At 65.6% G+C, this 26,804-nt stretch carries 30 protein-coding genes (1 of these 30 cut by a window edge); 18 read left to right on the forward strand and 12 right to left on the reverse strand.

The features are described from left to right. The 4 genes from MMG94_RS11830 to MMG94_RS11845 form a co-directional block, all read left to right on the forward strand. A protein-coding gene (locus MMG94_RS11830; protein WP_026016536.1) for a complex I NDUFA9 subunit family protein crosses the window boundary here: on the forward strand, nt 1-570 show its 3' portion. Its footprint begins 438 nt before the window's first position; the window shows 570 of its 1,008 coding nt (coding positions 439-1,008); its start codon lies beyond the left edge, outside the window; it ends in the stop codon at nt 568-570. Between the two features lie 57 nt (nt 571-627). Then, the gene (locus MMG94_RS11835) at nt 628-1,068 is read left to right on the forward strand and encodes a hypothetical protein (protein ID WP_016921945.1); all 441 of its coding nucleotides are present in this window, start codon (nt 628-630) and stop codon (nt 1,066-1,068) included. 159 nt (nt 1,069-1,227) lie between these two features. Next, the gene (locus tag MMG94_RS11840; protein WP_026016537.1) at nt 1,228-1,710 is read left to right on the forward strand and encodes a DUF2852 domain-containing protein; all 483 of its coding nucleotides are present in this window, start codon (nt 1,228-1,230) and stop codon (nt 1,708-1,710) included. A 155-nt stretch (nt 1,711-1,865) separates the two neighbouring features. Next, nucleotides 1,866-2,759: an extensin-like domain-containing protein gene (locus MMG94_RS11845; RefSeq protein WP_016921948.1), complete on the forward strand. Its 894-nt coding sequence runs from the start codon at nt 1,866-1,868 to the stop codon at nt 2,757-2,759. Between the two features lie 117 nt (nt 2,760-2,876). Here MMG94_RS11845 and MMG94_RS11850 read toward each other — a convergent pair whose 3' ends face one another. Together MMG94_RS11850 and MMG94_RS11855 are read right to left on the reverse strand one after the other, a co-directional pair. Further along, on the reverse strand, nt 2,877-3,272 hold the full coding sequence (locus MMG94_RS11850; RefSeq protein WP_016921949.1) for a DUF6460 domain-containing protein: 396 nt from the start codon (nt 3,270-3,272) through the stop codon (nt 2,877-2,879). A gap of 18 nt (nt 3,273-3,290) precedes the next feature. Next, nucleotides 3,291-3,704 (reverse strand): hypothetical protein, encoded by a 414-nt coding sequence (locus MMG94_RS11855; protein WP_016921950.1) that lies wholly within the window; start codon nt 3,702-3,704, stop codon nt 3,291-3,293. Nucleotides 3,705-3,880: 176 nt separating this feature from the next. On the opposite strand from MMG94_RS11855, the gene MMG94_RS11860 reads away from it, so the two are divergent. After that, a complete protein-coding gene (locus MMG94_RS11860) occupies nt 3,881-4,306 on the forward strand; it encodes an Hsp20 family protein (protein WP_026016538.1) in 426 nt (141 codons plus the stop codon). Nucleotides 4,307-4,318: 12 nt separating this feature from the next. On the opposite strand, the gene MMG94_RS11865 is transcribed toward MMG94_RS11860, so the two are convergent. From MMG94_RS11865 to MMG94_RS11875, 3 genes are all read right to left on the reverse strand, one after another. Next, entirely contained in the window at nt 4,319-5,149 is an 831-nt protein-coding gene (locus tag MMG94_RS11865) for an FTR1 family iron permease (RefSeq protein WP_016921952.1), read from the reverse strand. Further along, nucleotides 5,149-5,472, reverse strand: coding sequence for a cupredoxin domain-containing protein (locus MMG94_RS11870; RefSeq protein ID WP_016921953.1), 324 nt, complete (start codon nt 5,470-5,472; stop codon nt 5,149-5,151). Before MMG94_RS11870 ends, MMG94_RS11865 begins: the two co-directional genes overlap by 1 nt. Nucleotides 5,473-5,627: 155 nt before the next feature. Beyond that, nucleotides 5,628-5,966 carry a hypothetical protein gene (locus MMG94_RS11875; RefSeq protein ID WP_016921954.1) on the reverse strand — a complete coding sequence of 113 codons (339 nt, stop codon included), beginning with the start codon at nt 5,964-5,966 and terminating at the stop codon, nt 5,628-5,630. A 593-nt stretch (nt 5,967-6,559) separates the two neighbouring features. Between MMG94_RS11875 and MMG94_RS11880 the strand changes: the two genes are divergently transcribed. The 9 genes from MMG94_RS11880 (at nt 6,560) to MMG94_RS11920 (ending at nt 16,997) form a co-directional block, all read left to right on the forward strand. Continuing rightward, on the forward strand, nt 6,560-7,819 hold the full coding sequence (locus MMG94_RS11880) for a serine hydroxymethyltransferase (protein WP_016921957.1): 1,260 nt from the start codon (nt 6,560-6,562) through the stop codon (nt 7,817-7,819). A gap of 24 nt (nt 7,820-7,843) precedes the next feature. Next, nucleotides 7,844-9,043, forward strand: a complete 1,200-nt coding sequence (locus MMG94_RS11885) for a GNAT family N-acetyltransferase (RefSeq protein ID WP_016921958.1) — start codon at nt 7,844-7,846, stop codon at nt 9,041-9,043. After that, nucleotides 9,040-9,513, forward strand: a complete 474-nt coding sequence (locus tag MMG94_RS11890) for a nuclear transport factor 2 family protein (protein WP_016921959.1) — start codon at nt 9,040-9,042, stop codon at nt 9,511-9,513. Before MMG94_RS11885 ends, MMG94_RS11890 begins: the two co-directional genes overlap by 4 nt. Nucleotides 9,514-9,526: 13 nt before the next feature. Beyond that, entirely contained in the window at nt 9,527-9,925 is a 399-nt protein-coding gene (locus MMG94_RS11895) for a carboxymuconolactone decarboxylase family protein (RefSeq protein ID WP_016921960.1), read from the forward strand. A 203-nt stretch (nt 9,926-10,128) separates the two neighbouring features. Further along, entirely contained in the window at nt 10,129-10,827 is a 699-nt protein-coding gene (locus tag MMG94_RS11900; protein ID WP_016921962.1) for a pirin family protein, read from the forward strand. 47 nt (nt 10,828-10,874) lie between these two features. Next, nucleotides 10,875-11,663, forward strand: a complete 789-nt coding sequence (locus MMG94_RS11905; RefSeq protein ID WP_016921963.1) for a class I SAM-dependent methyltransferase — start codon at nt 10,875-10,877, stop codon at nt 11,661-11,663. 135 nt (nt 11,664-11,798) lie between these two features. Further along, the gene (gene recA / locus MMG94_RS11910) at nt 11,799-12,872 is read left to right on the forward strand and encodes a recombinase RecA (protein ID WP_016921964.1); all 1,074 of its coding nucleotides are present in this window, start codon (nt 11,799-11,801) and stop codon (nt 12,870-12,872) included. A gap of 217 nt (nt 12,873-13,089) precedes the next feature. After that, complete coding sequence (gene alaS / locus MMG94_RS11915; protein ID WP_016921965.1) at nt 13,090-15,759, forward strand: alanine--tRNA ligase; 2,670 nt, start codon at nt 13,090-13,092, stop codon at nt 15,757-15,759. Then, on the forward strand, nt 15,756-16,997 hold the full coding sequence (locus tag MMG94_RS11920; protein ID WP_016921966.1) for a cyclic nucleotide-gated ion channel: 1,242 nt from the start codon (nt 15,756-15,758) through the stop codon (nt 16,995-16,997). The genes alaS and MMG94_RS11920 overlap by 4 nt, the downstream gene beginning before the upstream one ends. A 113-nt stretch (nt 16,998-17,110) precedes the next feature. Here MMG94_RS11920 and MMG94_RS11925 read toward each other — a convergent pair whose 3' ends face one another. The 6 genes from MMG94_RS11925 to MMG94_RS11950 all read right to left on the reverse strand — a co-directional run bounded on the left by MMG94_RS11925 (nt 17,111) and on the right by MMG94_RS11950 (nt 22,327). Then, a complete protein-coding gene (locus MMG94_RS11925) occupies nt 17,111-17,509 on the reverse strand; it encodes a F0F1 ATP synthase subunit epsilon (RefSeq protein WP_016921967.1) in 399 nt (132 codons plus the stop codon). Then, nucleotides 17,506-17,745 (reverse strand): hypothetical protein, encoded by a 240-nt coding sequence (locus MMG94_RS11930; protein WP_016921968.1) that lies wholly within the window; start codon nt 17,743-17,745, stop codon nt 17,506-17,508. Before MMG94_RS11930 ends, MMG94_RS11925 begins: the two co-directional genes overlap by 4 nt. Then, nucleotides 17,746-19,182 carry a F0F1 ATP synthase subunit beta gene (atpD, locus tag MMG94_RS11935; RefSeq protein ID WP_016921969.1) on the reverse strand — a complete coding sequence of 479 codons (1,437 nt, stop codon included), beginning with the start codon at nt 19,180-19,182 and terminating at the stop codon, nt 17,746-17,748. 25 nt (nt 19,183-19,207) lie between these two features. Further along, entirely contained in the window at nt 19,208-20,089 is an 882-nt protein-coding gene (locus MMG94_RS11940; protein ID WP_016921970.1) for a F0F1 ATP synthase subunit gamma, read from the reverse strand. A gap of 142 nt (nt 20,090-20,231) precedes the next feature. Continuing rightward, nucleotides 20,232-21,764: a F0F1 ATP synthase subunit alpha gene (gene atpA / locus MMG94_RS11945; RefSeq protein ID WP_016921699.1), complete on the reverse strand. Its 1,533-nt coding sequence runs from the start codon at nt 21,762-21,764 to the stop codon at nt 20,232-20,234. Further along, complete coding sequence (locus MMG94_RS11950; RefSeq protein ID WP_016921698.1) at nt 21,764-22,327, reverse strand: F0F1 ATP synthase subunit delta; 564 nt, start codon at nt 22,325-22,327, stop codon at nt 21,764-21,766. The genes atpA and MMG94_RS11950 overlap by 1 nt, the downstream gene beginning before the upstream one ends. A gap of 462 nt (nt 22,328-22,789) precedes the next feature. Here MMG94_RS11950 and MMG94_RS11955 point away from each other — a divergent pair, with 462 nt between their 5' ends. Continuing rightward, nucleotides 22,790-23,671 carry an S-methyl-5'-thioadenosine phosphorylase gene (locus tag MMG94_RS11955; RefSeq protein ID WP_016921696.1) on the forward strand — a complete coding sequence of 294 codons (882 nt, stop codon included), beginning with the start codon at nt 22,790-22,792 and terminating at the stop codon, nt 23,669-23,671. Here MMG94_RS11955 and MMG94_RS11960 read toward each other — a convergent pair. After that, complete coding sequence (locus tag MMG94_RS11960) at nt 23,663-23,809, reverse strand: hypothetical protein (RefSeq protein WP_154419767.1); 147 nt, start codon at nt 23,807-23,809, stop codon at nt 23,663-23,665. The genes MMG94_RS11955 and MMG94_RS11960 overlap by 9 nt on opposite strands. A 401-nt stretch (nt 23,810-24,210) precedes the next feature. On the opposite strand from MMG94_RS11960, the gene MMG94_RS11965 reads away from it, so the two are divergent. The 3 genes from MMG94_RS11965 to MMG94_RS11975 all read left to right on the forward strand — a co-directional run bounded on the left by MMG94_RS11965 (nt 24,211) and on the right by MMG94_RS11975 (nt 26,777). After that, nucleotides 24,211-24,738 (forward strand): adenine phosphoribosyltransferase, encoded by a 528-nt coding sequence (locus MMG94_RS11965; protein WP_026016508.1) that lies wholly within the window; start codon nt 24,211-24,213, stop codon nt 24,736-24,738. Between the two features lie 58 nt (nt 24,739-24,796). Beyond that, the gene (locus MMG94_RS11970; RefSeq protein WP_016921692.1) at nt 24,797-26,359 is read left to right on the forward strand and encodes a L,D-transpeptidase family protein; all 1,563 of its coding nucleotides are present in this window, start codon (nt 24,797-24,799) and stop codon (nt 26,357-26,359) included. A 91-nt stretch (nt 26,360-26,450) separates the two neighbouring features. Next, nucleotides 26,451-26,777, forward strand: a complete 327-nt coding sequence (locus tag MMG94_RS11975) for a hypothetical protein (protein ID WP_016921691.1) — start codon at nt 26,451-26,453, stop codon at nt 26,775-26,777. Nucleotides 26,778-26,804: the final 27 nt, after the last annotated feature.

Consider the following 26,804-nt stretch of genomic DNA (forward strand, 5'->3'; position numbering starts at 1 on the left):
CTCGCCGCCATCCCCTCGGCGGTCATCCTGCGTCCGTCGGTGATCTTCGGCATCGAGGACCACTTCTTCAACCGCTTCGCCACGATGGCGCGCTACTTCCCGATCGTGCCGGTCGTCGGCGCGGACGCCAGGTTCCAGCCGGTTTATGTCGGCGACGTCGCGGAAGCGGTCGCCAAGGCGGTCGCGGGCGAGGCCAAGGCCGGCGCGACCTATGAGCTCGGCGGCCCGGAGGCGAAGAGCTTCGCATCGCTGATCGACTATGTGCTGAAGGTGACCGAGCGCGACCGCCGCGTCGCCAAGCTCTCTTTCGCGACCGGCAAGCTCGTCGCCTCGGTGACCGAGCTCTTCACCAAGCTGTCTCTCGGCCTCTTCCCGACTCTGCTGCGCATGACCGGCGATCAGGTCGAGCTGCTCAAGCACGACAATGTCGTGAGCGAGGCGGCGATCAAGGAAGGCCGCACGCTGCAGGGGCTGGGCGTTCAGCCGCAGTCGATCGAAGCCGTCGCGCCCACTTATCTCTATCGCTACCGCAAGACCGGCCAGTATCAGGCGCAGCGCCTCGGGGCCTGACCGCATTTTTGGCGGGCCGCGTTTCCTAAAGCAGCGTCCCGCCTTAAGTTGCGCGCTATGAGCGAGAGCAAATCCTACCGCATCGTGCCGGATTCGCTGGGCCCGCGCCGTGATTTCCGCATCACCGTGGGCCTTCGCGAGGGTTGGGATCCGGAAGGCCGCGTCTACGACGTCTCGGAGGCGGTGCGCACGGCGCGCCGCTGGATGCGGCGGCGGCTCGAGGACGGCAAGCCCGCTCTTTCCGGCATGGCGGCGCGCGCCGAAGTCACCTACGCCTGGCGCAGAGAGGACGGCTCCATCGCCTCGGACCGCGAACCTGTCGCGATTTTCACGGGCGAAGCCGTCCACGCCTATCTCGGCCATCTCCCCGACGCCGAAATCGAATCCCTGCTCAACGAACTCGCCGTCGAGCTGGGCGAGGCGCTGGGCCAGGAGCGCATCTATGTCGCCTTTTGCGATCGAACGTGGATTTTAAGCTGCGAGTCCGATCCCGCTTGAAACGCCGGCGCCCGCCCCCGATATGCGGCGGGTCGGTCATGTGACGGGGCCGCGCTCCTGCTCCTTGCGGAATTCGATGTTAATGTGTATAACATTAACATCGGCGACCGTGGAGAGGAGCCCTCGCAACGGCCGGCCGACCATCAACTGGAGCCCAACATGAGCTGCGACCGTAATTCCCGAATGTCCTCGTCCTCCCCCTGGGGACATGACGCCTTCGGACGTCACGGAGGATGCGCGCATTGGAGGCCGTTCGAAGTCGCGGCCGTCGTCATCGGCTTCTTCATCTTCTGGCCGATCGGCCTTGCGCTTCTGCTTTTCAAGCTGTGGGGCAAGAGCTTCGGCTATGAGGGCGATCTCTTCTCCCTCGCCGCCGAGCAGGGAGCCAAAATGCGGTCGGCCTTCGGCGACGTTTCGCGCGATGGCGGGCGCGGCTGGGCGGGACCGTCCTTCATGCGCTCGACCGGCAATGTCGCCTTCGACGAATGGCGCGAGGGCGAACTCGCCCGGCTCGAGGAAGAGCGCCGCAAACTCGCCGAGGCCGAGCGCGAATTCGCCGAGCACATCGCCGAGCTGCGCCGCGCCAAGGACAAGGACGAGTTCGAAAGCTTCATGCGCGCCCGTAAGGGGAACGCGCAGTAAGCCGAGCCCGACAATGCGCGCAAAACCTTTCATTGAGGGCCGGCGAAAAGCCGGCCCCTTTCTTTTGGGCTCGCTGCGCCACACGCCTGAAGAATTTGCAAATTAACTAAGTTTTTCGACGCCCCGTTAACGGGCCGTTCGTAATTCTTGGCGGCATGTTCGGCCGCCTGTCCCTCTTTCTGCTCTTCCTGGCAGCGACGCTTGCCGGTTGTTCCGGGCCGCTCAAGCCACAGCGGCCCGCATGGCGCACCCAGGCCGAGAACGCCTGCGTCGCGCAAAGGCGCGTGCAAGCTTCCGAATGGATCGCGCTCGCGAATGAAGTCGACGGGCCCGGCATTTGCGGTCTCACCAAGCCGTTCAAGGTGACGGCGCTGCAAAGTGGAAGCGTCTCGTTCAATTCGACGGCGACGCTTGATTGCTCCATGGTCGCGGAGCTCGACGCCTGGGTCGCCGATACGGTGCAGCCGGCCGCGCAGGCGCGCTTCGGCCAACGCGTCATGCGCATCGACTCGATGGGCTCCTACGCCTGCCGCGGCATGAACAATCAGCGCGGGGCCCAGCTCTCCGAACACTCCTTCGGCAACGCCCTCGATATTGGCGGCTTCGTGCTGGAGGACGGCCGCCAGATCACGCTGGTGCGCGACTGGTGGCGCGGCGACGAACAGGCGCGGGCCTTTCTGATGGACGTGCATCGCGGCTCCTGCGGGCATTTTTCAACCGTGCTCTCGCCGGGCTCCAACGCCTTCCACTACAACCACATTCACGTCGATCTGGCGCAGCATGGGCGCGCGGGCCGCTCCATCTGCAAGCCCGCGCCGCAGGAAACGTCGCCGCCGCCCGATCAATCGCCCCTCGTCGCGATGCAGAACGCCAAGCCGATGATGGGCGAGGAAACGGACAACGACACGACGGGCAAGCCGCCAGCCGCAGCCTATGAGGGCGGGGATTCGCTCGGGCCGATCAACGCGCCCGATGCGCCGCTGCCGCCGCGCCGCGACGATCCGACGGCGGGAGAGGCGGATCTGACCTCGTCGATCCGGCGAAGGTGAGCAAGGGCGATCGATAGCAATCGGCCGCGACCCTTAGAATTGCGTCGCTTCGTTCGCAATGACGGCGCTACTTGAAATCCCCCGAGGCCGGCGGCGCGGCAAGGATGAGCGCGCGCCTCACTTGCGCCCGCCCATATTCAACAGCCTCAACACGAACCACGCCGGAATGACGATCGCCGCGCCGGCGACGACATAGCTTGCGAGCTCTCGGACGGCGTCGAAGCCAAGCCTGTAGATACGGTCGATAAAAGCCTGCACGCCATGGATGATGTCCATCGGCTTGATGTCGAGCCACATCAGCAGCGCGCCGACGACGAGCGAGATGAAGAGAAGCCTGATCGCGACGCTGAGCGGCGAGCCGCCGAGAAAATCTTCGAGCGCGTTCTTTGACGCCATGGAGAAATGGTCCCTGTTCGATTCCGTTTCAGAAGGAAGCAGCAATAATTCGCGCTCGGCGCGCGGCGGCTTTTTGTCGAGATGCGGCCAGTTGGCGAAGGGTCCCCGATCGGTCATGCGCGCGTCGCCAATGGTTCAGAGGCTGCCGCCGGAAGGCGCTTCTTCCTTGAAGAGCCGCATTATGCGCCGCAGGAATCTCTCGGTAAAGGACAGCGCCTTCTCGAACTCCTGCTCGCTCGGCAGCGTCGACGGACGCGGCGGCGCGGCGGCGGCTTTCAGCCTGGCGTTTTCGGCGCGCAGCCGCTCGATCTCCGCTTCCAGCGCGACGCGCTCTTCGGCGCCGAGGCGGCATGTCGCGACGCCGTCTTTCGCCGAACAGAAGGAGACGGCGCCCGTGTCCTTGTTCATGCGCAGGAAACCGCCTTCGGCTGGCTGCAAGGCGAAACGATCGCCCTCGGGCGCGACGATCGACGGCGTCTCCTCCGCAAGAGCCCAGCTCGGCGCAAGCGACAGCGCCAGAAGCGCGAGCCGGACCGTGTGAGGAAACATGACGCGAGCCCCCGCGCGAGGAAGGATTTCCCGCAGATGGGCGCCGGCGCGGCTTGCGTCAATGGCGTCCGGGACCTCGCTCCCCGCTTGATTGCCGGGCCGCGCTCGGCCATAAATCGAGCGCCGGACGCCGTTCGCGGGTCCCGCAGCGTTCGAGGCGCCAGAAGGGCTTCATCATGTCGCGTCCGCCGCTCAATTCGCCGTTTCTCCTGGGTTTCGACGAAATCGAACGGGCGCTCGACCGGGTCGCGCGCAGCGGCACGGACGGCTATCCTCCTTATAACATCGAGCGCATTCCGCGCAGCGAGACGGAGCCCGAACGGCTGCGCATCACGCTCGCCGTCGCCGGCTTCACGCGCGAGCAGCTCGACGTCTCGCTGGAGGAAAACCAGCTCGTCATTCGGGGGCGTCAGGTCGACGACCGCGAGCGCCATTTCCTGCATCGCGGCATCGCCGCGCGCCAGTTTCAGCGCGCGTTTTTGCTGGCCGAAGGGATGCAGGTGCTGGGCGCCGATCTCGTGAACGGGCTCCTGTCGGTGGATCTGGTGCGGCCGGAGCCCGCGCGGGTGATCAAGAAGATCGACATCACCGCGCGGGATTGATTGCGCGCGCCGCTACTCCGCCGGCGCCCTTACCTGCGGCCTCCCGCCCATCGTCGCGAGCTTCGTCGTCGCCATGATCGCGGCGATCGTCACCGCATAAACCACGACCTGCATTTGCGAGGGCTGGTCGGCATAGCCGATCAGCGTATGCAGCACGCGGCCGGGGATGCTTTTATCCGAGAGAATCCAGGACGTGTCCCACAGCGTATCGGTGAGCGACGTGATCGCGCCCGCCTGCTGCAGGAAAGCGACGGCCTGCGCCGCGAGACCCGCCGCGAGCAGCGTAATGAGCCCTGTCGTCACGGCGAAGAGTTTCTTCGGCGGAATCGAGACGAGGCCGTAGAAGGTCGCGACGCTGGTCAGCGCGCCGAGCGCGAGGCCGCCCGCGCCGCCGATCAGCACGCTCGCGCCGGATTCGCCCGAGGCCAGCACGCCATAGAGAAACAGCGCGACTTCGGCGCCTTCCCGCAGCACGGCGAGGCCGACGACGGCCGCGAGCGCAAAGAGGGTGCGGTCGCCGCTCGCCACCGCCTTGCCGACGGCGGAAAGCTCCTGCGCGAGTTCGCGCCCGTGCTTCGCCATCCAGATGTTGTGCCAGGCGAGCATGGCGACGGCGAGCGCCAGCACGCCGGCGTTGAAATATTCCTGCCCGCTGCCTTCGAAGGCTTTGGAGAGTTGCTCGGCGAAAGCCGCGACGACCGTCGCGCCGAGCGCGCCCGCCGCCACGCCGCCCGTAATATAGAGGCGCGACCCCGCGACGCCGCGCGTCACCGCGGCGACGATGCCGACGATGAGGCCCGCCTCTATGGCCTCTCGAAAGACGATGATCAGCGCGCCCAGCATTATTCGACGACCACTTCGCCCTTGGCGCTGTCCTCGTGGAATTCGCCGAAGAATTTGTAGCGGCCGGGCTTCATCGCGCGCAACTGGAAGCTCGCCTCGCTATTCGCCGGAACCACCTTCTCGATGCGGAAAGGCTTCGACTCGAATTCCTCGGGCGTGGCGTCGAGATTTTTCACGACGAGCGTCGCCGCCTTGTCGGCGGGAATTTTGAGCTCGACAGGCTCGAACTTATGGTCCTTGATCGTCAGCGTATAGGTTTCGGCGGCGGCTGCGCCCGCGAAACCCGTGACGAAAATCAAAATCGCCGCCGCGTATTTGTTCATTGCTGGTCCCATTCTGGCCGAATACTTCCTGCAAGCAACGTAGGGACCAGCAGCGCAGCCGTCAAAGGGCATAATCTGGATTATTTCCAGAGTGATGCGATGGCGTTTTTCTTACGTGACCTTGTCGGAATTCTTACGCTGCGTCGGGCCGCGCGTCACCCGCCCGGATAGCCGTGACGGGCCTTGGAGGCGCGCACGAGCGAAATCGCCTTGGCGTCCTGCCCCGCGGCGCAAGCCGACGCCGCCTCGGAGATTTCGCCCTGGATCTGGCCGTAGACGCCCTGATTGACATGCCCCATGGCGAGATCGTTTTCGATCACCGCCTTATAACGATTGACCGCGCCCGAGCAGCCCGCGCCTTCGGGAAGCTGCAGGCTCGACGGCGCGGGACGCGGCGGCCCGACGGGATCGACGACCGGCTGCGGCTGCCGGTTGGCGTTGCAGGCGGTGAGGGCCGTTGCGGCGGCCAGGGCGATAATGCCGGAAAGGCGCATTCTCCAAATCTCCAATGCGTCGCATGCGACGCAAGTCTTAACCGGAGGACCGGGGGACGAGCAATGGCCGCTGGTTCAGGCGTTCATGGTCGAGAGCGCGGTAGCGGCGGCGGCGCCCCACGCTCAATCCCTCCCCGCGAGGGGGAGGGAAGCCGCTCGCGATCGAGATGCCAGATGTTGCAGGCCGATGCTGAGCCCGGATCGCCTCGACCATGATCCCGAACGGCGCCATCCCTCCCCCTCGCGGGGAGGGGCAGGGGTGGGGCGGCGGCGCTAAAGAAATCTCTCGGAAGAAAGCACGAACATCATCGCGCCGTAAAAGCCCGTCGCCATGGCCGTCGCGAGGACGTTCACAACGGCGCCTTCCAGATCGAAATCGCGGGACATCTCCGCCTCCCTCATTTGGTTGATGGAAGGTTAGCGGGGGTGGACGATGGGGAATGTGCGGGGGCGCATGCGCTCGTCATGCCCGCGCCTGTCGCTGGCGTCGGCCTCGCGGATTTTGCGTTGAGTGCGTGGATGGCCGGGGACGAGTCCGGCCATGAGGACCGGTTTTTGATAGAAGGGAGTCGACCGTAAGAACGGATTGTCCAATGCCCCTCCCCTCGCCCGCTTACTTCACCCCCGGCCTCGACGCCGATCCCGAACTCGCCGCCGCCATCAATGGCGAACTTGCGCGCCAGCGCGACGGGATCGAGCTGATCGCTTCCGAAAACATCGTCTCGGCGCTGGTGCTCGCAGCGCAGGGCTCCGTGCTCACCAACAAGACCGTCGAGGGCGCGGCATACGCCCGCTATTATGGCGGCGCGGAATATGCCGACGCGATCGAGGCGCTGGCGATCGCGCGCGCGACAAAGCTGTTCGGTTGCCGCTTCGCCAATGTGCAGCCGCATTCGGGCTCCAACGCGAACGCCGGCGCGTTTCTCGGCCTTCTCAACCTCGGCGACGCGATTCTCTCCATGAATGTCGCGGCGGGCGGGCATATCAGCCATGGCCATCCCGCGACGCTCACCGGGCGCGATTACAAGATCACGCATTATGGCGTGAATCGCGTCAGCGAGCGGATCGATCTCGATGAACTGCGCGATCTTGCGCGCGCGGCGCGGCCGAAAATGATCGTCGCGGGCGGCTCGGCCTATCCGCGCGCGATCGATTTTGCGGGGCTGCGCGCCATCGCGGACGAAATGGACGCCTTTCTTCTCGTCGATATGGCCCATTTCGCCGGCCTCGTCGCGACGGGGCTTTATCCGAACCCCTTTCCGCACGCCCATGTCGTGACGACGACGACGTATAAATCCCTGCGCGGCGCGCGCGGCGGCATGGTCCTGTGGAACGACGAACGGCTCTCGAAACGCATTGACGCCGGCGTGTTTCCCGGCGTGCAGGGCTCGGTGATGCTGCACGCCGTCGCGGGGAAGGCGGCGTGTCTCGGGGAAGCGTTGAAACCTGATTTTCACGCCTATAACGAGGCCGTGCTCGACAATGCGCGCGCCCTCGCCGCGACGCTCGCCGATAAAGGCCTGCGCATCGTGACGGGCGGCACGGATATGGGATTGATGCTCGTCGATCTCGCATCGACCGGCGTCACGGGCGACGTCGCGGCCGGGGCGCTGGAGAAAGCGGGCCTCGCCGTGAACAAGAACATGATCCCCTTCGATCCGCGCCCGCCGGAAGCGCCCTCGGGCCTGCGGCTGTCGAGCAACGCCGGAACGACGCGCGGCTTCGGCGTTTCGGAATTCGAGAAAATCGGCGACTGGATCGCCCGCATTCTGCGCGACCCGTCCGATCTGCGGGCGATCGCGGAGACTCGCCAAGAAGTGCTGGCGCTCTGCAGGGCTTTTCCTATTTACTAGGGGCCAGACGAAACTGCGGCGGTCATGGCTGAGAAATTCACGGCGCGCTTCATTCAGTCGCTCGACAAGGTCGATGCCGCGGCATGGGACTCCTGCGCCAATCCGACGTCTCCTCCGGAGAGCGACGGCGAGCGTTTCAATCCTTTCATCGCCCACGCATTTCTGAGCGCGCTGGAGCGTTCCGGCTCCGTCGGCGCGCGCACGGGCTGGTCGCCGGTTCATGTGCTCGTCGAAGACGAAGACAAACGCCTCGTCGCCTGCGCGCCCGCTTATCTCAAGGCGCATAGTCTCGGCGAATATGTCTTCGATCAAAGTTGGGCGCAGGCCTATGAAAGAGCCGGCGGCAGCTACTATCCGAAGGTGCAGGCGGCCGCGCCCTTCACGCCGGTGACGGGACGACGCCTGCTCGTCGCGCCCAGCGCGCCCGAAGCCGCGCGCGCGGCGCTCATCGCCGCCTTGCGCGGCCTTTGCAAGGCGACGCAGGCTTCTTCCGTCCATGTGACCTATCCGACCCCCGCGGAAGCGAATGCGCTGCGCGACGCCGGGTTCATCCTGCGCGCGGGCGAGCAGTTTCACTTCGTCAATGAGGGCTATTCGAGTTTCGAGGATTTTCTCGGCGACCTCTCCTCGCGCAAACGCAAAGGTCTGAAGCGCGAGAGGCGGGAGGCTTTGGGCGACGATCTTTCGATCGAACGCCTGAGAGGCGCCGAGATCGCGCCCCATCATTGGGACGCCTTCTTCGCCTTCTACATGGACACCGGCGCGCGAAAATGGGGGCGGCCTTATCTCACGCGCGCTTTCTTCGATCTCATCGGCACCGCGATGGCGGATCGCATTCTGCTCGTCATGGCGAAGCAAGGCGGGGACTATGTCGCGGGCGCGATCAACTTTCTCGGCGACGACGCCATTTACGGCCGCAATTGGGGCGCGCTGATCGAAAGGCAGTTCCTGCATTTCGAGGTCTGTTATTATCAGGCGATCGATTATGCGATCGAGCGCGGCTATAAGCGCGTCGAGGCCGGCGCGCAGGGCGAGCACAAGCTCGCGCGCGGCTACCGCCCGGTCGTCACATGGTCGGCGCATGATTTCGCGGATGCGGGCTTTCACGCGGCGATCGCGGATTATTGCCGCCGGGAGCGCGCGGCGCTCGACGAGATGATGGCGGAGCAGGAAGCCGCCCTGCCCTTCAGGAAAGACGAGAAGGACAAAGAGGAGACGACATGACCGACGCGCCCCGCCCGCCTCTGCCGCCTTTCACCCGCGAGACCGCGATCCGGAAAGTGCGCATGGCCGAAGACGCCTGGAACATGCGCGATCCGGAACGCGTCTCGCTCGCCTATACGGCGGATTCGCGCTGGCGCAACCGCGCGGAGTTTCCCGTCGGGCGCGCGCAGATCGTCGAATTTCTGAAACGCAAATGGGCGCGCGAGCTCGACTACCGGCTCATCAAGGAGCTGTGGACCTTCGCCGACAACCGCATCGCCGTGCGCTTCGCCTATGAATTTCACGACGACGTGGGGAACTGGTTCCGCTCCTATGGCAACGAGAATTGGGAGTTCGACGAGAACGGGCTGATGCGCCTGCGTTTCGCCAGCATCAACGATCTGCCGATCGAAGAAAGCGCGCGCAAATATCGCTGGCCGCTCGGCCCTCGCCCGGCCGATCATCCCGGCCTCTCCGATCTCGGACTTTGAGGGAATCCTGGCAATGTCGACCGTCCGACTCCTGAACGACGACGAACTTTCTCCGCAAGCGCGCGAAGTCTTCGCCGACATACGCGCGACGCGCCAAAGCGACGTCGTGAATAATTTCTGGCGCGCGCTGGCGCATGATCCCGTCACGCTGAAACGCACATGGGAGAGCGTGAAGGCGGTGATGGGGCCCGGCGCGCTCGACCCGAAGGTCAAGGAGATGATCTATATCGCCGTCTCGGTCGCGCATGGCTGCCCCTACTGCATCCATTCGCACACCGCCGGCGCGCGGGCCAAAGGCATGACCGATGCGGAATATGCCGAGCTCGTCGCCGTCATCGGCATGGCGTCGGAGACAAACCGTCTGGTGACGGCGCTGGGCGTCCCGATCGACGCGGCTTTCGAGGTTTCGTGAGGCGGGTCGCGCTCGAGCTCGAGCTCGAGCTCGGCGTCGGGTCGGCGATTGAGGCGGATAGCGAAGCGTCGCCCCGCAAACCGTTTCATGGATCGCGCATGACCCGGCGCTTTCGCTCGCAAACGAGCCGTGCGGCTTGAAGCCCCGCCGGCGGCCATCATCTAAGCAATCAATTTCAACCAACTGCGAGGCCGGACATGCGGATGGCGATCAGACGGGCGGAGGCGCGCGGCGCCGCCAATTTCGGATGGCTCGACAGCCGTCACAGCTTCTCCTTCGGCCAATATTTCGACCCGGCTCATATGGGCTTCGGGCCGCTCCGCGTGATCAACGAGGATCGCGTCGCGCCGGGCGGGGGCTTCCCCACCCATCCGCATCGCGACATGGAGATCGTCTCCTATGTGCTCGAGGGCGCTCTGGAGCACAAGGACAGCCTGGGAACCGGCTCGGTGATCCGGCCCGGCGACGTGCAGCGCATGACCGCTGGGACCGGCGTGACGCATAGCGAATACAACGCCTCCAGAACCGAACCGGTGCATTTCCTGCAAATATGGATTCTGCCGGAGCAGGAGGGCCTCGCCCCCGGCTATGAGCAGAAGCGCTTCGAGCCGCAGGAAAAGCGCGGCCGCCTGCGCCTCGTCGCCTCGCGCGACGGTCGCGACGGCTCCGTGAAAATCCATCGCGACGTCGATCTCTACGCCACCCTGCTGTCGCGCGGCGAAAGCCTGACGCACGAGCTCGCGCCCGGCCGCGCCGCATGGGTTCAGCTCATGCGCGGGGAAATCGTCGTCAATGGCGAAGCGCTGGAGCCGGGCGACGGCGTCGCGGTGAGCGACCCGGACGAGTTGCGCCTCGAGGGGCTGATCGAAGCCGAAGCGCTGGTTTTCGATATGGCGATGTGAAGCGTCGCCGGCTTGTCCGATCCACGCGCGCCATGCCATGACGCGGCATGTCGCGCAAAACGGATCAAGGCGGCCAGACGCTCGTTTTCGGGGAAGACGCGGCGGGCTACCGCGCCTTCCGCCCGCAATATCCGCAGGCGCTTTTCGAATGGCTCGCCGCCGCCGCGCCGGCCCCCGCCCTCGCTTGGGATTGCGGAACCGGCAGCGGCCAGGCGGCGCTCGGCCTCGCCGCCCATTTCGACCGCGTCGTCGCGACCGATCCCGACCCGCGCCAGCTCGCGGCCGCGCCGAAGCGCGCCAATATCGACTACCGCGTCGCCGCCGCCGAAGCCGATCCCGGATTTTCGGGCGAGGTCGATCTCGTCGCCTGCGCCTGCTCGGTCCACTGGTTCGATCTGCCGCGCTTCTACGCCCGCGCCCGGGAGGCGCTGAAGCCCGGCGGCGTCATCGCCGTCTGGACCTATGACTGGCCCCGGACCGGATCGGCCCCGGTCGATGCCGTCCTGGAGCGGCTGAAGACCGACATTCTCGGCCCCTTCTGGGGCGAGAACGCCCGCTATTATTTCAGCGGCTATAGGGAGCTGCCCTTCCCTTTCGAGGAGCAAAACGCCCCGGTCTTCCGCTCGCGGATTGCGGAGTCGCGCGAGGAGCTGCTGCGGTTCCTGAGCACATGGTCCGCGGTGACGAAATATCGCGAGCGGCATGGGCGCGATCCGCTGGAGATTATCGCCGAGGATTTGGCCATGGCATGGGCGAAGACCGAGCCCGAAAGGCCGGTCGTCGTCCCGCTGCATATGCGGTGCGGAAAAGCTCCGCGCGACTTTCGCTGCGTCTAAAGTCGAAGGACGATAGATCCCTGCGCCAGCCTGAGCCTGAACAAAAAAAGAACTTGGCATTGAGAACAAATCATGCACAATGCCTGTCAGACATTGCCCCCGCCCTTGAAATCATGCCAGAAGGGATTCTCAGCCGTGAGCCAAGCCAATCTCCGCCTCGTGGAAGGATCGTCCGTGGACAAGACCAAGGCGCTCGACGCCGCCCTGTCGCAGATCGAACGCGCCTTCGGCAAGGGCTCGATCATGCGGCTCGGCAAGAATCAGAAAGCCGTCGAGATCGAGACGATCTCGACCGGCTCGCTCGGGCTCGACATCGCGCTCGGCGTCGGCGGCCTGCCGCGCGGCCGCGTCGTCGAGATTTACGGGCCGGAATCCTCCGGCAAGACGACCCTCACGCTGCATGTCATCGCCGAGGCCCAGAAGATGGGCGGCGTCTGCGCCTTCGTCGACGCTGAACATGCGCTCGATCCGGTCTACGCTCGCAAGCTCGGCGTCAATCTGGACGAACTTCTGATTTCCCAGCCCGATACGGGCGAACAGGCGCTCGAAATCACCGATACGCTGGTGCGCTCCGGCGCGGTCGACGTGTTGGTGGTCGATTCGGTCGCGGCGCTCACGCCCCGCGCGGAGATCGAGGGCGAGATGGGCGAGGTCCAGCCGGGCCTGCAGGCGCGCCTGATGAGCCAGGCGCTGCGCAAGCTCACCGGCTCCATCTCCCGCTCCAATACGCTCGTCATCTTCATCAACCAGATCCGCATGAAGATCGGCGTCATGTATGGCTCGCCGGAGACGACGACAGGCGGCAATGCGCTGAAATTCTACGCCTCCGTGCGCCTCGACATTCGCCGCGTCGGCGCGATCAAGGAGCGCGACGAGACGATCGGCAACCAGACGCGCGTCAAAGTGGTCAAGAACAAGGTCGCCCCGCCTTTCAAGCAGGTCGAGTTCGACATCATGTATGGCGAGGGCGTCTCCAAGCTCGGCGAACTCATCGATCTCGGCGTCAAGGCCGGCGTCGTCGAGAAATCCGGCGCCTGGTTCTCCTATGACAGCCAGCGCCTTGGCCAGGGCCGCGAAAACGCCAAGTCGTTTCTGCGCCAGAATCCGCAGGCGGCCGCCCGAATCGAGCAGGCGATCCGTGAAAACGCCGGCCTCATCGCCGAAAAGATTCTCGACGCCGGACCCGACGCGGGCGACGGCGACGAATAAGGCCGCCTTGAGGAAAGATCGCGAGAAAGATTGAATGGAGGGCCCGCGCGTCGGGCCTTTTTCATTGCCCAAACGGTTATGGACTGGCATATCGCCGGAAACCGGCGACGCTGGCGGCTTCCGGCCCCCGCAGACGCCTCCGGGCCGCTTCCGCCCGGCGTCCTTTTTCACCATATGATCGGGACAAGAATCCGGTCACGCCCCAGAGAGACGCATAATGAGCAGCGTCAACCAGATACGCTCCGCCTTCCTCGACTATTTCGTCCGCAACGGGCACGAGAAGGTCGCGTCCTCTCCGCTGGTCCCGCATAACGACCCCACCCTCATGTTCACCAATGCGGGCATGGTCCAATTCAAAAACGTCTTCACCGGCGTCGAGAAGCGTCATCAGGCACGCGCCGCCTCCTCCCAGAAATGCGTGCGCGCCGGCGGCAAGCACAACGATCTCGACAATGTCGGCTATACGGCGCGCCATCACACCTTCTTCGAAATGCTGGGGAACTTCTCCTTCGGCGACTATTTCAAGGAAGGCGCGATCGAACTCGCCTGGAGCCTGATCGCCAAGGAATTCCAGCTTCCCGTCGATAAGCTCCTCGTCACCGTCTATCACGACGACGACGAAGCCTTCGATTTTTGGAAGAAGATCGCCGGCTTCCACGACAGCCGCATCATCCGCATCGCGAGCTCCGATAATTTCTGGAGCATGGGCGACACCGGCCCCTGCGGGCCCTGTTCCGAAATCTTCTACGACCAGGGCGAGGCGCTCGCCGGCGGCCCGCCCGGCGGCCCCGACGAAGATGGCGACCGTTTCCTCGAGTTCTGGAACCTCGTCTTCATGCAATATGAGCAGGTCGCGCCCGGTCAGCGGGCGCCCCTGCCGCGGCCCTCGATCGACACCGGCATGGGCCTCGAGCGCATCGCCGCGCTGATGCAGGGCGTGACCTCGAATTACGACATCGATCTCTTCCGCGCGCTCACATCCGCGGTCGCCGATCTCACCGGCGCGGCCTATTCCGGCGCGCAGGCGGCGAGTCATCGCGTCATCGCCGACCATTTGCGCGCCTCCTCCTTCCTCGTCGCGGACGGCGTCACGCCGTCCAATGAGGGCCGCGGCTATGTGCTGCGCCGAATCATGCGCCGCGCCATGCGCCATGCGCAGATCCTTGGCGCGCAGGACCCGCTGATGTGGAGGCTGGTCCCGACGCTCGTCGCCGAAATGGGTCAGGCCTATCCGGAGCTCGTCCGCGCTCAGGCCCTCATCGTCGATACGCTGAAAACCGAGGAGACGCGCTTCCGCGCGACGCTCGCCCGCGGTCTGGCCATTCTCGACGAAGAGACTGTCGGCCTCGGCGAAGGCGCCAAATTCTCCGGCGAGACGGCTTTCAAGCTTTACGACACTTACGGCTTTCCGCTCGATCTCACGGAAGACGCGCTGCGCCCGCGCGGCGTCGTCGTCGACAAGGACGCCTTCAACGCCGCCATGGCGCGCCAGCGCGCCGAGGCCCGCAAGGCCTGGGCGGGCTCGGGCGAGACAGCGACCGAAACGCTGTGGTTCGCCTTGAAGGAGCGCGTCGGCGCGACGGAATTCCTTGGCTATGATTCGGAAAAGAGCGAAGGCGTCGTCACCGCGCTCGTCCATGACGGCGCCGAAGCCTTCGTCCTGAAACAGGGCCAGCGCGGCGCGGTCATCCTCAACCAGACGCCTTTCTACGGCGAGTCGGGCGGTCAGGTCGGCGACGTCGGCGTCATAAGAGCGAAGGGCGTGCGCTTTCGCGTCGAGAACGCCGCAAAGAAACTCGGCGACCTCATTGTGCACGAGGGCGTCGTCGAGGAAGGCGAGATCGTCCCCGGCCTCGCGCTGGAGCTCGACGTCGACCATAGCCGCCGCAAAGCGACGCGCGCCAACCATTCGGCGACCCATATTCTTCACGAGGCGCTCCGCCAGGTGCTTGGAGACCATGTCGCGCAGAAGGGCTCGCTGGTCGCGCCGGAGCGGCTGCGTTTCGATTTCACGCATCCCAAGCCTCTCACCGAAGACGAGTTGTCGCGCGTCGAGACGCTCGCCAACGAAATCGTGCAGGACAACGCCGCGGTCGACACGCGCGTCATGGCGCAGGACGAAGCGATCGAGTCCGGCGCCCGGGCGCTGTTCGGAGAGAAATATGGCGACGAAGTGCGCGTCGTCTCCATGGGCCGCCCCGACCCCGGCGTCCATCACGCCTTCTCGGTCGAGCTTTGCGGCGGCACCCATGTGTCGCGCACCGGCGATATCGGCCTGATCGCCATCGTTTCGGAAGGCGCGGTGGCGTCCGGCGTGCGGCGCATCGAGGCGCGCACCGCCGAAGGCGCGCGCACCTATCTGTCCGCGCAGGCTCGCGCGCTGCAGGACATCGCGTCGCTGATGCGCGCCCCCGTCGAGGAAGCGCCGAACCGGCTCGCCCAGCTCATGGAGGAGCGCAAGAAACTCGAGCGCGAACTCGCCGACGCCAAGCGCAAACTCGCCATGGGCGGCGGCGCGGGCGATGGCGCCGGCCCCGAAGCCCGCGATGTCGGCGGCGTGAAGCTTCTGACCCGCGCGGTCGAGGGCATCGACGCCAAGGACCTCAAATCGCTGGTCGACGACGCCAAGAAGAGCATCGGCTCGGGCATTGTCGCCATCGCCAGCGCCTCCTCCGACGGAAAGGCCGGCATTGTGGTCGGCGTCACCGACGATCTCACCGGCAAATACAGCGCCGTGGAATTCGTCCGGGTCGCGAGCGCCGCGCTTGGCGGCAAAGGCGGCGGCGGACGGCCCGATCTCGCACAGGCCGGCGGGCCCAATGCGGCGGCGATCGAACAGGCGCTCGCCTCCGTCGAGGATGCGCTGCGCGGCAAGGCCGCCCAATGATTCGAGGCGACCGGCGCCACTGGTATTTCCGGCTGCGCCGTCGCGTCCACGTCATATTGGACGGCGGCGCGCATGACCGCGTGACGCGCTTCGTTCACCGGGCGCTGATCGCGCTGGTCGCCCTTTCGGTCCTTTCCGTCATTCTCGAATCCGTGCCGGAATATGACCGCAAGTTCCACGCGCTTTTTCATTTCGTCGAATATTTCGCGGTCACGATCTTTTCAATCGAATATTTGCTGCGCCTGTGGTGCGCGCCCGATCACACGCCCTATTCCGACCGGAGCGCGACCGGCGCGCGCCTCGCCTTCATCGCCTCCGGCTCCGCAATCGTCGATCTCCTGACGATCCTGCCGGTCTATCTGTCCTTCTTTTTCGCCGCCGATCTGAGAGTCTTCATCATTCTGCGCCTGCTGCGCTTCTTCAAACTGGCGCGCTATTCCGCCGGCATCCGCACGCTGGTCGCGGTGATGGAAGCCGAACGCAAGGCGCTGGTCGCGACGGGCATCCTTCTCTTCGGCGCCGTGCTGTTTTCCGCAAGCGCCATCCATATCGCCGAACATGACGCGCAGCCGGAGAATTTCGGCTCCATCCCGGCCGCGATGTGGTGGGCGATCGTCACCATCACGACGGTCGGCTATGGCGACGTGACGCCGCTGACTCTCGCCGGCCGCATGATCGCGTCGGCGACGATGGTTATCGGCTATGTGATGCTGGGCCTGCCCGTCGGCATCGTCGCGACCGCTTTCGCCGAGGAGATTCACCGCCGCGAATTCGTCGTCACATGGAGCATGGTGGCGAGCGTGCCGCTCTTCCGCTCGCTCGACGCGACGGCGATTGCGGAAATCATGCGTTATCTCAACGCGCAGTCGATCCCCGCGGGAACGCTGATCGTGCGGCGGGGCGACATGGCGCAGAGCATGTATTTCATCGCGGAAGGCGAGGTCGAAGTCGAGCTGCCCAGCGAATCCGTGCGCCTCGGCGTCGGCCAGTTTTTCGGCGAGATCGCGGTGCTGCACCAGACGTTGCGCACCGCCAACGTTCGCGCCGTCGAGCCGACCAAGCTCCTCATTCTCGACGCCTATGATCTGCAAACGCTCGTCTCGCGCAACCCTGCGATCGGCGACGCGATACGCGAGGTCGCGGCCGGGCGCTCCGAGCTCGCGCCCGAAGAACGGCATGGCGACATGATCGAGGCCGAGCTGGAGACCCAGGCGGCGCCTATCGGTCCCGAAGGCTGACGGCGGGCGCGAAAGCGCTGGCGCGCCACAATGCGCTGTCCATCGGTCCATAAAAAAAAGCGCCGCGTATCGACGACGCGGCGCTTCAAAATTTGCGGAAGCCACGGCCCCCGTCAGGCGACCGAGGCGCGCATCTCTTCAAGCTGCGCGAGCTTCACGCCGGCGGTCGCGCGCGCCTCGTCGGACTTGGCGTCGGCGAGATCTTCCCTGGCGTTCTTGATGTCGGCGTCGAGCTTGGCGACGTCGATGTCCGCAAGCGGCACCGCGAGTTCGGCGAGAATGGTGAAGCCGGCGGCGTTGACGTCGGCGAAGCCGCCGCGCACGAAGAGCTTCTCGACTTTGCCGTCGTCGCCCGCAACCGTGACCACGCCGGATTTCAGCGTCGTCATCACCGGCGCGTGATCCTTGAGGACCGTGAACTGGCCCTCCGCGCCCGGCGCGACCACGCTTTCGACATCGCCCGAAAACAGAAGCTTTTCGGGAGAAACGAGTTCGAAATGGAATGCGGTCATTTCTTCATCCGTTCGAGGCTCGATGGTTCCACCAAGATGGAAACGTCGATTTTCTCGCCTTTTTCGACCGCGGTGAACTCGACTTCGACGAGTCCGTGATCGGCGTCGGCGACGTATCTAACCTGCTTCCCGACGCGCCGCTGCAAACGCTTGACGGCGACGCTTTCGAGATTTTCGACGAACCAATCCTCGAGGCGGACGAGAATCAATTTCTCGCCCGGCTCGAAGGGAACCAATTACGCCGCTTCCTTCGCGAGCTTGGCGGCCTTCTCGATCGCCTCTTCGATGGAGCCGACCATGTAGAAGGCGGCCTCGGGGAGGTGATCATAATCGCCGTTCACGAGGCCCTTGAAGCCCTTGATCGTATCCGCCAGCGCGACGAGCTTGCCGGGCGAGCCGGTGAAGACTTCGGCGACGTGGAAGGGCTGCGACAGGAAGCGCTCGATCTTGCGGGCGCGGGCGACGACGAGCTTATCCTCTTCGGAAAGCTCGTCCATGCCCAGGATCGCGATGATGTCCTGCAGCGATTTGTAGCGCTGAAGCGTCGACTGCACCTTGCGGGCGACGTCGTAATGCTCCTCGCCGACAATGGCCGGGGAGAGCATGCGCGAGGTCGAGTCGAGCGGGTCGACGGCCGGATAGATGCCCTTTTCCGCGATGGAGCGCGACAGAACGGTCGTGGCGTCGAGATGGGCGAAGGAGGTCGCCGGCGCCGGGTCGGTCAGATCATCGGCCGGCACGTAAATGGCCTGCACCGAGGTGATCGAGCCCTTGGTGGTGGTGGTGATGCGCTCCTGCAGCGCGCCCATGTCGGTCGCGAGCGTCGGCTGATAACCCACCGCCGAGGGAATGCGGCCGAGAAGCGCCGACACTTCCGAGCCCGCCTGGGTGAAGCGGAAGATGTTGTCGACGAAGAACAGCACGTCCTGGCCCTGGTCGCGGAAATGCTCGGCGACCGTCAGACCCGTGAGGGCGACGCGGGCGCGGGCGCCCGGCGGCTCGTTCATCTGGCCGTAAACCAGCGCGGCCTTGGAGCCGGCGGTCGAGCCGTTCTCGGGCTTCTTGTTGACGTTGCCCTCGATCATCTCGTGATAGAGGTCGTTGCCCTCGCGGGTGCGCTCGCCGACGCCGGCGAAGACGGAGTAGCCGCCATGGGCCTTGGCGACGTTGTTGATGAGCTCCATGATGAGCACGGTCTTGCCGACGCCCGCGCCGCCGAACAGGCCGATCTTGCCGCCCTTGGCGTAAGGCGCCAGCAGATCGACGACCTTGATGCCCGTCTCGAGAATCTGCGCCTCGGTCGCCTGCTCCGAATAGGACGGGGCCGGCTGGTGGATGGCGCGCTTGGCGGCGGTCACGATCGGGCCGACTTCGTCGACCGGCTCGCCGATGACGTTCATGATGCGGCCGAGGCATTCGTCGCCGACCGGAACCGAGATCGGCGCGCCGGTGTCGGTGACTTCCTGGCCGCGGGTCAGGCCCTCGGACGTGTCCATGGCGATGGTGCGCACGGAATTCTCGCCGAGATGCTGCGCGACTTCGAGAACGAGGCGCGAGCCCTGGTTCGTCGTCTCGAGCGCGTTGAGAATCTCCGGCAGATGGCCGTCGAACTTCACGTCGACGACGGCGCCGATGACTTGGGTGATGCGGCCCGTGGGCTTGTTGGCGGCCATTTTACGTCCTCGTCTATTTTAACGATCAGAGCGCTTCGGCGCCCGAGATGATTTCGATGAGTTCCTTGGTGATCATCGCCTGGCGCGACCGGTTGTAGAGGGTCGTCTGCCTTTTGATCATGTCGCCGGCGTTGCGCGTGGCGTTGTCCATCGCGCTCATGCGCGCGCCCTGTTCGGAGGCGGCGTTTTCGAGCAGCGCGCGGAACACCTGCACCGAAATGTTGCGCGGCAGAAGGTCGGAGAGAATCTCGTCCTGGCCGGGCTCATATTCGTAGGACGGCTGCGGGCCTTCCTGCGCGGGGGCGTTCTCGTTCGCGGCGATCTGCGCCGGAATGAGCTGCTGCGCCGTGGGGATTTGCGAGATCACCGACTTGAACTTCGAGAAGAACAGCGTCGCGACGTCGAATTCGCCCGCCTCGAAAAGCGCGATGACTTTCTTGCCGATCTCGTCGGCGTTGTCGAAGCCGATGCTCTTGAGGCCGCGCAGCTCGATCAGCTCGATGATTTCCTTCTCGAACTGACGGCGAAGCTGGTCATAGCCCTTCTTGCCGACGCAGAGAATCTTCACCGTCTTGCCCTGGCCCTGAAGACGGTGGACGTGGTCGCGGGCAAGGCGGACGATGGAGGAATTGAACGCGCCGCACAGGCCGCGCTCGGCCGTGGCGACGACGAGGAGATGCACCTCGTCCCTGCCGTTGCCGGAAAGCAGTTGCGGACCGCCGGTGGAGACGCCCGCCGCGAGATTGGCGAGCACGGATTCCATGCGCTCCGCATAGGGACGCGCGGCCTCGGCCGCCGTCTGCGCGCGGCGCAGCTTGGCCGCCGCGACCATCTGCATGGCCTTGGTGATCTTCTGCGTCGCCTTGACGGAAGAAATCCGGTTTCGAAGATCCTTCAACGAGGGCATGAGCGTGCTTCTTCTCGGTTTCTATCCCCTCTCCCCGCTCGCGGGGAGAGGGCTAGGGTGAGGGGCGGGCCGCAGCAGCGCGCTTGTGGCTTTGCCCCTCACCCCAACCCTCTCCCCATTGCATGGGGAGAGGGAGAAGGATTTACGCGAAGGACTTCGCGAAGGTCTCGACGACGCTCTTGAGCTTCGCCGCCGCGTCGTCGGAAAGGTCCTTCGACGTGCGGATGCTCTCGAGAATGTCGCCGTGCTGCGAGCGCAGCAGGGCCAGCAGGCCGTCCTCGAAGGCGCGGACGCGATTGACCGGCAGCGGATCGAGATAGCCGTTGACGCCGGCATAGATCACGCAGGTCTGCTCTTCCATCTTCAGCGGCGAGAATTGCGGCTGCTTCAGGAGTTCGGTGAGGCGCGCGCCGCGGTTCAGAAGCCGCTGCGTCACCGCGTCGAGGTCGGAGCCGAACTGGGCGAAGGCGGCCATTTCGCGATACTGGGCGAGCTCGCCCTTGATCTTGCCCGCGACCTTCTTCGTCGCCTTGGTCTGCGCGGACGAACCGACGCGCGACACGGAGAGGCCGACATTCACGGCCGGACGAATGCCCTGATAGAAGAGGTCCGTCTCGAGGAAGATCTGGCCGTCGGTGATCGAAATCACGTTGGTCGGGATGTAGGCCGACACGTCGTTGGCCTGCGTCTCGATGACCGGCAGGGCGGTCAGCGAACCGGCGCCGCGATCGTCGTTGAGCTTGGCGGCGCGCTCGAGAAGGCGCGAATGCAGATAGAAGACGTCGCCCGGATAGGCTTCGCGGCCCGGCGGACGGCGCAGCAGCAGCGACATCTGGCGGTAAGCGACGGCCTGCTTCGAAAGGTCGTCATAGATGATGACGGCGTGCATGCCGTTGTCGCGGAAATATTCGCCCATGGCGCAGCCGGCGAAAGGCGCCAGGAACTGCATCGGGGCCGGGTCCGAGGCGGTGGCCGCGACGATGATCGAATATTCGAGCGCGCCGCGCTCTTCGAGCACCTTCACGAACTGCGCGACGGTGGAGCGCTTCTGGCCGACGGCGACGTAGACGCAATAGAGCTTCTGGCTCTCGGGCGCGCCTTCGACGTTCAGCGGCTTCTGGTTCAGGATCGTGTCGAGCGCGATGGCGGTCTTGCCGGTCTGGCGGTCGCCGATGATCAGCTCGCGCTGGCCGCGGCCGATCGGGATGAGCGCGTCGACGGCCTTGAGGCCGGTCGCCATCGGCTCGTGCACCGACTTGCGCGGAATGATGCCGGGAGCCTTCACGTCGACGCGGGCGCGCTGGGTCGCCTTGATCGGACCCTTGCCGTCGATCGGATTGCCGAGCGCGTCGACGACGCGGCCGAGAAGCTCCTTGCCGACCGGCACGTCGACGATGGCGCCGGTGCGCTTGACCGTCTGGCCTTCCTTGATGTCGCGGTCGGAGCCGAAAATGACGATGCCGACATTGTCGCTTTCGAGGTTCAGCGCCATGCCGCGCACGCCGTTCTCGAACTCGACCGTCTCGCCGGCCTGGACGTTGTCGAGGCCGTAGACGCGGGCGATGCCGTCGCCGACGGACAGGACCTGGCCGACCTCGGTGACCTCGGCCTCATTGCCGAAGTTGGCGATCTCGTTCTTGAGGATCGCGGAAATTTCTGCGGCGCGGATATCCATCAGCCGACCTCTTTCATGCGTGTGCGGATTGAGTTGAGCTTGGTGCGAACGGAAGCGTCGACCATGCGCGAACCGAGTTTGACGACGATGCCGCCGACGATCGACGGATCGGTGCGAACGTTGAGGCTCACCGACTTGCCGCCGGTGACGGCCGAGAGCGCCTGGCGCAAGGCCGCTTCATGATCCGGCTTCATGGGAGCCGCGACGGTGACGTCGGCGCGAACGAGGCCCTTGGCCTTGTCGTGCAGCGCCTGATAGGCGGCGATCATGTCGGGAAGAACGAAGAGACGGCGCTTGGAGGCGACGAGGCGGATGAAATTCGCGGCGACGCCGGCAATCCCGGCCTTGGCGAGAATGGCGTCGAGCGCCTTGACCTGCTCCTGCGCGGTGAAGACCGGGCTCTTCACGAGGCGCTTGAGGTCGGCGCTTTCATTGATGAGGCTCTGAAACGCGGCCAGCGCCGCGGCGACCTCGTCTGTGGCGTTCTTTTCCGACGCCAGTTCGTAGAGGGCGAAGGCGTAACGGCCTGCGACGCCGGAAAGCGAAACTCCGTCTTGAGCCACTTGGATCGCTCGTCAAATTCGCATCGTTCAAAGCGGCGCCGAGACGCGTTGACGCGTTCGCGGTTGTGCGGCCGGCTTCGAAGCGACGGATGCTGCAGGGGCAAGGAACTGAGAGCGGCAACGCCCCAGTCCCAAGGCGATGGGTCCCTAACACAGCGAATTTTGCGGCGCAACCCTGTCAGGCGCCCAGAATTCGCGCGCTAAAGCCTGCGGGCCGGCGTGATTTTGCAGCGCAACGAGGTTCTGAAAAAGACCGCCCGGCGCGCCATTCGCGTTTCGCCGCCGCGAGTCGCTTGTTTTCTGGGCAGCGCCGGGCGGCGCCGCGAAACTAGTCAAGCGAAGCCTCGGGCGCGCGGCCTGCGCGCCTGCGGCATTTTGACAAAAATGCGCGGCGTCCGTTTTGCCTCCGTGTCGCAATACGGATAAGTTGCCACCCTTTCCACCTGCAATCAGGAGGTCGCGATGACGCGGGCGGTCGTCGGCATTATCGGCGGATCGGGCGTTTACGATCTGCCAGGGGCCGAGAATGTGCGGCGCGAACGCGTCTCGACGCCCTGGGGCGAGCCTTCCGACGAACTCGTCTTCGGCGAGATCGGCGGCACGAAAGCCGTCTTTCTTCCTCGCCACGGACGCGGCCATCGTCTGTCGCCGTCATCGATCAACTATCGCGCCAATATCGACGCGATGAAGCGCGCCGGCGTCACCGACCTCATCTCGGTCTCCGCCTGCGGCTCCTTCAAGTCGCAATTTTTTCCCGGGCTCTTCGTGCTCGTCGACCAATTCGTCGACCGCACCTTCGCCCGCCAATCGTCCTTCTTCGGCGATGGCTGCGTCGCGCATGTCTCCATGGCGCATCCGATCGCGCCGAAACTCTCCGCGCGCATCGCCAGGGCGGCGCGCGACGAGGGAATAGAGATCGCCGTCGGCGGAACCTATGTCTGCATGGAAGGCCCGCAATTCTCGACCTACGCCGAATCGCTGCACTACAAGGCCTGCGGCTTCGACCTCATCGGCATGACGGCGATGCCCGAAGCGAAGCTCGCGCGCGAGGCCGAGATTTCCTACGCGACCATCGCCATGGTGACGGATTTCGACTGCTGGCATCCCGAACACGACCATGTGGACGTGGCGTCGGTGATCCAGATCGTGCGCGAGAATTCCGCCAAGGCGGCGCGTCTCGTGGGGCGCGTGCTGAAGGATTTCCCGCAGGAGCGCGAGCCCTGCCCCGTCGGCTCCGACCGCGCGCTGGACAACGCCATTCTGACAGCGCCGGAGGCGCGCGATCCGGAGTTGTTGAAAAAGCTCGACGCGGTGATGTCGCGGTTGAACGCGCCGTCAGCGTAAGTCCGCGCTCGCTGCGATGAAACGGGCTGGGCGCGCCGCCGCCGCGGAGGGCGCGGCCTCCTCGACCGCCAGCACGGAAGAGAGGATCGCCGTAAAGGCGAACAGGCGCAGGAGCGGGAGGAGAAGCAGCGTTTTCATGACGACCATTCCCGCGCCGCGTAATTTCGAAAAGCTTACGGAAGTCGGTTACGGAAAATTAAACCGCGGGCTGTCTTAAAAAACCGTTGCGAACGACCCGGGGGCGTTCGGCTCTCGATCGCCGCCAGTCATACCGCCAGCCATTGCGCCGCCAGCCATTGCGCCGCCAGCCATTGCGCCGCCGGCCCTGCAGCCGCAAGGGCGGCGCGGGGCTGCGGCGGTCAGCCGAAATCCTGCGCAAGAGCGGGAGAAACAAGGCGAATCAGAAGAGCGGCGAGAACGCGCATCGTTTGAAATCCTTGGAGCGAAGCCTGCTTGAGTGTATGCAGCTTCGCTGCGCGCGCCAGCGCGAACTCAACTTATAGTTGAGTATTAAGCAAGTTGCGACCCAGAGGTTCATGATGCCGCTTCGCGCCGCCATTCGCACCATTCCGGACTATCCCAAAAAGGGCATTCTTTTCCGCGACATCACCACGCTGCTTGGCGACGCCAAGGCGTTCCGCAAGGCGGTGGACGAGCTGGTGCAGCCCTGGGCCGGCGCGAAGATCGAGAAGGTCGCCGGCATGGAGGCGCGCGGCTTCATCCTTGGCGGCGCGGTCGCCCATCAGCTTTCGGCCGGCTTCGTTCCGATCCGCAAAAAAGGCAAATTGCCGCACCAGACTGTCTCCATTTCCTACGCGCTCGAATACGGCGTGGACGAGATGGAGATGCATGTGGACGCCGTCGCGCAAGGCGAGAAGGTGATCCTCGTCGACGATCTCATCGCGACGGGCGGCACGGCGGAGGGGGCGATCCGGCTGCTGCAGAAGATGGGGGCCAACGTCGTCGCCGCCTGTTTCGTCATCGACCTCCCCGATCTCGGCGGCGCGAAGAAGATCGAGGCGCTCGGCGTGCCGGTCCGCACGCTTGTCGCCTTCGAGGGGCACTAGGCGCGCGGGACCGATTGCCAGCGGGCGGGCGAGCCAATAGGATTGAACTGCAAAGCTTATGAAGCCGCGTTCCACCTATCTTCTCCTGACCGCCATCGCGATTGGCGCGCTCGCTCTGGGCGTCGCGGCCTTGCGTCATTTGCCCGCGCCCGGCCGGACCGGCGGCGGCGCGGCCAAAATGGCGGCGGCGCAGCATCCGGCCGGCGGCTCGATCCTGCCCGGCCTGCGCCGCGCCGCCCAACAACAGGCGCCCGCGCCCATGGGGGCTCCTCCAACCGCCCCGGCCGCGCCCGCGCCTGCTGCGGTCGCGCCGCCCGCCGCCGCGCCGACCCCGACGCCCCCCGCGCAACCGCAGCCGGCGGAGACGGCCGCCCTGCCGGCGGCGCCCGCCGCGCCCGACAAGCCGGCTCCCGTCCCGGAAACGCCGCCCACGCCCGAGGCGGACGCCGGCGTCGAGGGCCTCATTTCCTTCCCGCCGGTCGCGCCCGTTCCGCCGCCGCGCCCCGCCGACATCGGCCCGGCCCAAGCGGTTGCGCCGCTGCCCCCGGTTCGCCCGCGCGACCTCGCCTCGCTCGAAACCCCGCCCGAACCGGCCGCGCCCGGCGCGCCGCCGCCGGCCCAGCCCCCCGCTGCGCCGCCTCAAGCCGCCCAGTCTCAAGCCGCTCCCTCTCAAGCCGCGCCGTCTTCCGGTTCGTCCTGGTCGTTCCCGCAATGGCCGTCAGCGGCGACGGCGCCGGGCGACGCGCCGCAAGCGCCGGGAGCTTCGCCGAATTACGTCGACGCGCCTCTGCCGCCCTCGCGTCCGGCGGATCTCGAGAGGCTCGCCGCCCTCGTCCCCGCCAAGGCGGCGGCGACGGACGCCACGCCCCCCGCGCCCGCCGCGGCGCCGGCGGCCGCCCCGAGCGGCGGCCAGCAGACCGCGCGGCTGGAGGAGCCGACCCTGCGCCCGGCGCCCGACGACGCCTTTCAGGCGCCGCCGCCGAAAATCGGCATGGGCGATCCGGTCTTCGTGCGCATCTTCAAACAGGAAGGACAATTGGAGCTGTGGCTCAGGAAGAACGGCCGCTACGCGCTCTACAAGACTTTCCCGATCTGCAAATGGTCCGGCCGTCTCGGCCCGAAGATCAAGGAAGCCGATTACCAGTCGCCCGAGGGCTTCTACAGCGTCTCCGCCAAGCAATTGAACCCGCATTCCAATTATTATCGCGCCTTCAATGTCGGCTATCCCAACGCCTTCGACCGACAGAACGGCCGCACCGGCGGTCTCGTCATGGTGCATGGCGCCTGCAAATCGGTGGGCTGCTTCGCCATGACCGATCGCGGCATCGAGGAGATCTACGGATTCGTCGAGGCGGCGCTGAAGGCGGGGCAGAAGGACATTCCCGTCCACATCTTCCCCTTCCGCATGACGGAAGCGAACATTGCGCGCGAGACGGGCGGCGGCTGGCTCGCTTTTGTCGGCGGCGGCGGCAATCAGCAATGGGCCGGCTTCTGGAAAAACCTCAAGGAAGGCTACGACCACTTCGAGCAGACGGGCCAGCCTCCCGTCGCCTTCGCCTGCGGGGATCATTACGAATTCGACGGCGGCTCCAGCGCCTGCAAGCGCGTCGCGGGCTGGTGACGTTCAGCCAAATTTCAGCCGGCGCCGCTAAGCTTTCAATCGATGAAGGGGCCCGCGCGACCTGCCCGGGCGCCCGTCGGAAGGAAACGCCATGCCCGCCTCCAAACGCTTCGCCCTCTTCGCCGCCGTCGCGACCGCGCTCGCTGTCTCATCCGCTGCGCAGGCCGGCCCGAATGTCGCCGTCTGCGTCACGCTTCAGAACAATTACAACGCCTGCATGGTGCAGGCGCAGCGCCAGCAGGGCTGGGGCGGACAAGGCTATGGCGGCGGCTGGGACGGCGGCTATGGCGGCTATGGCGGCTGGGGCGACGACGACGACTATTATCGCCAGCAGCGCCGGCAGCGACGCGCCGTCTCCAAACAGGCCGAATGCGCCCGCTGGCTTTACGCCATTCAGCAGAATGGCTGCGTGAGGTGAGGCGAGCGGCGGTCGTCTAAGCTGGCG

This window comes from Methylocystis parvus OBBP, from assembly GCF_027571405.1.
Lineage (GTDB): Bacteria > Pseudomonadota > Alphaproteobacteria > Rhizobiales > Beijerinckiaceae > Methylocystis > Methylocystis parva.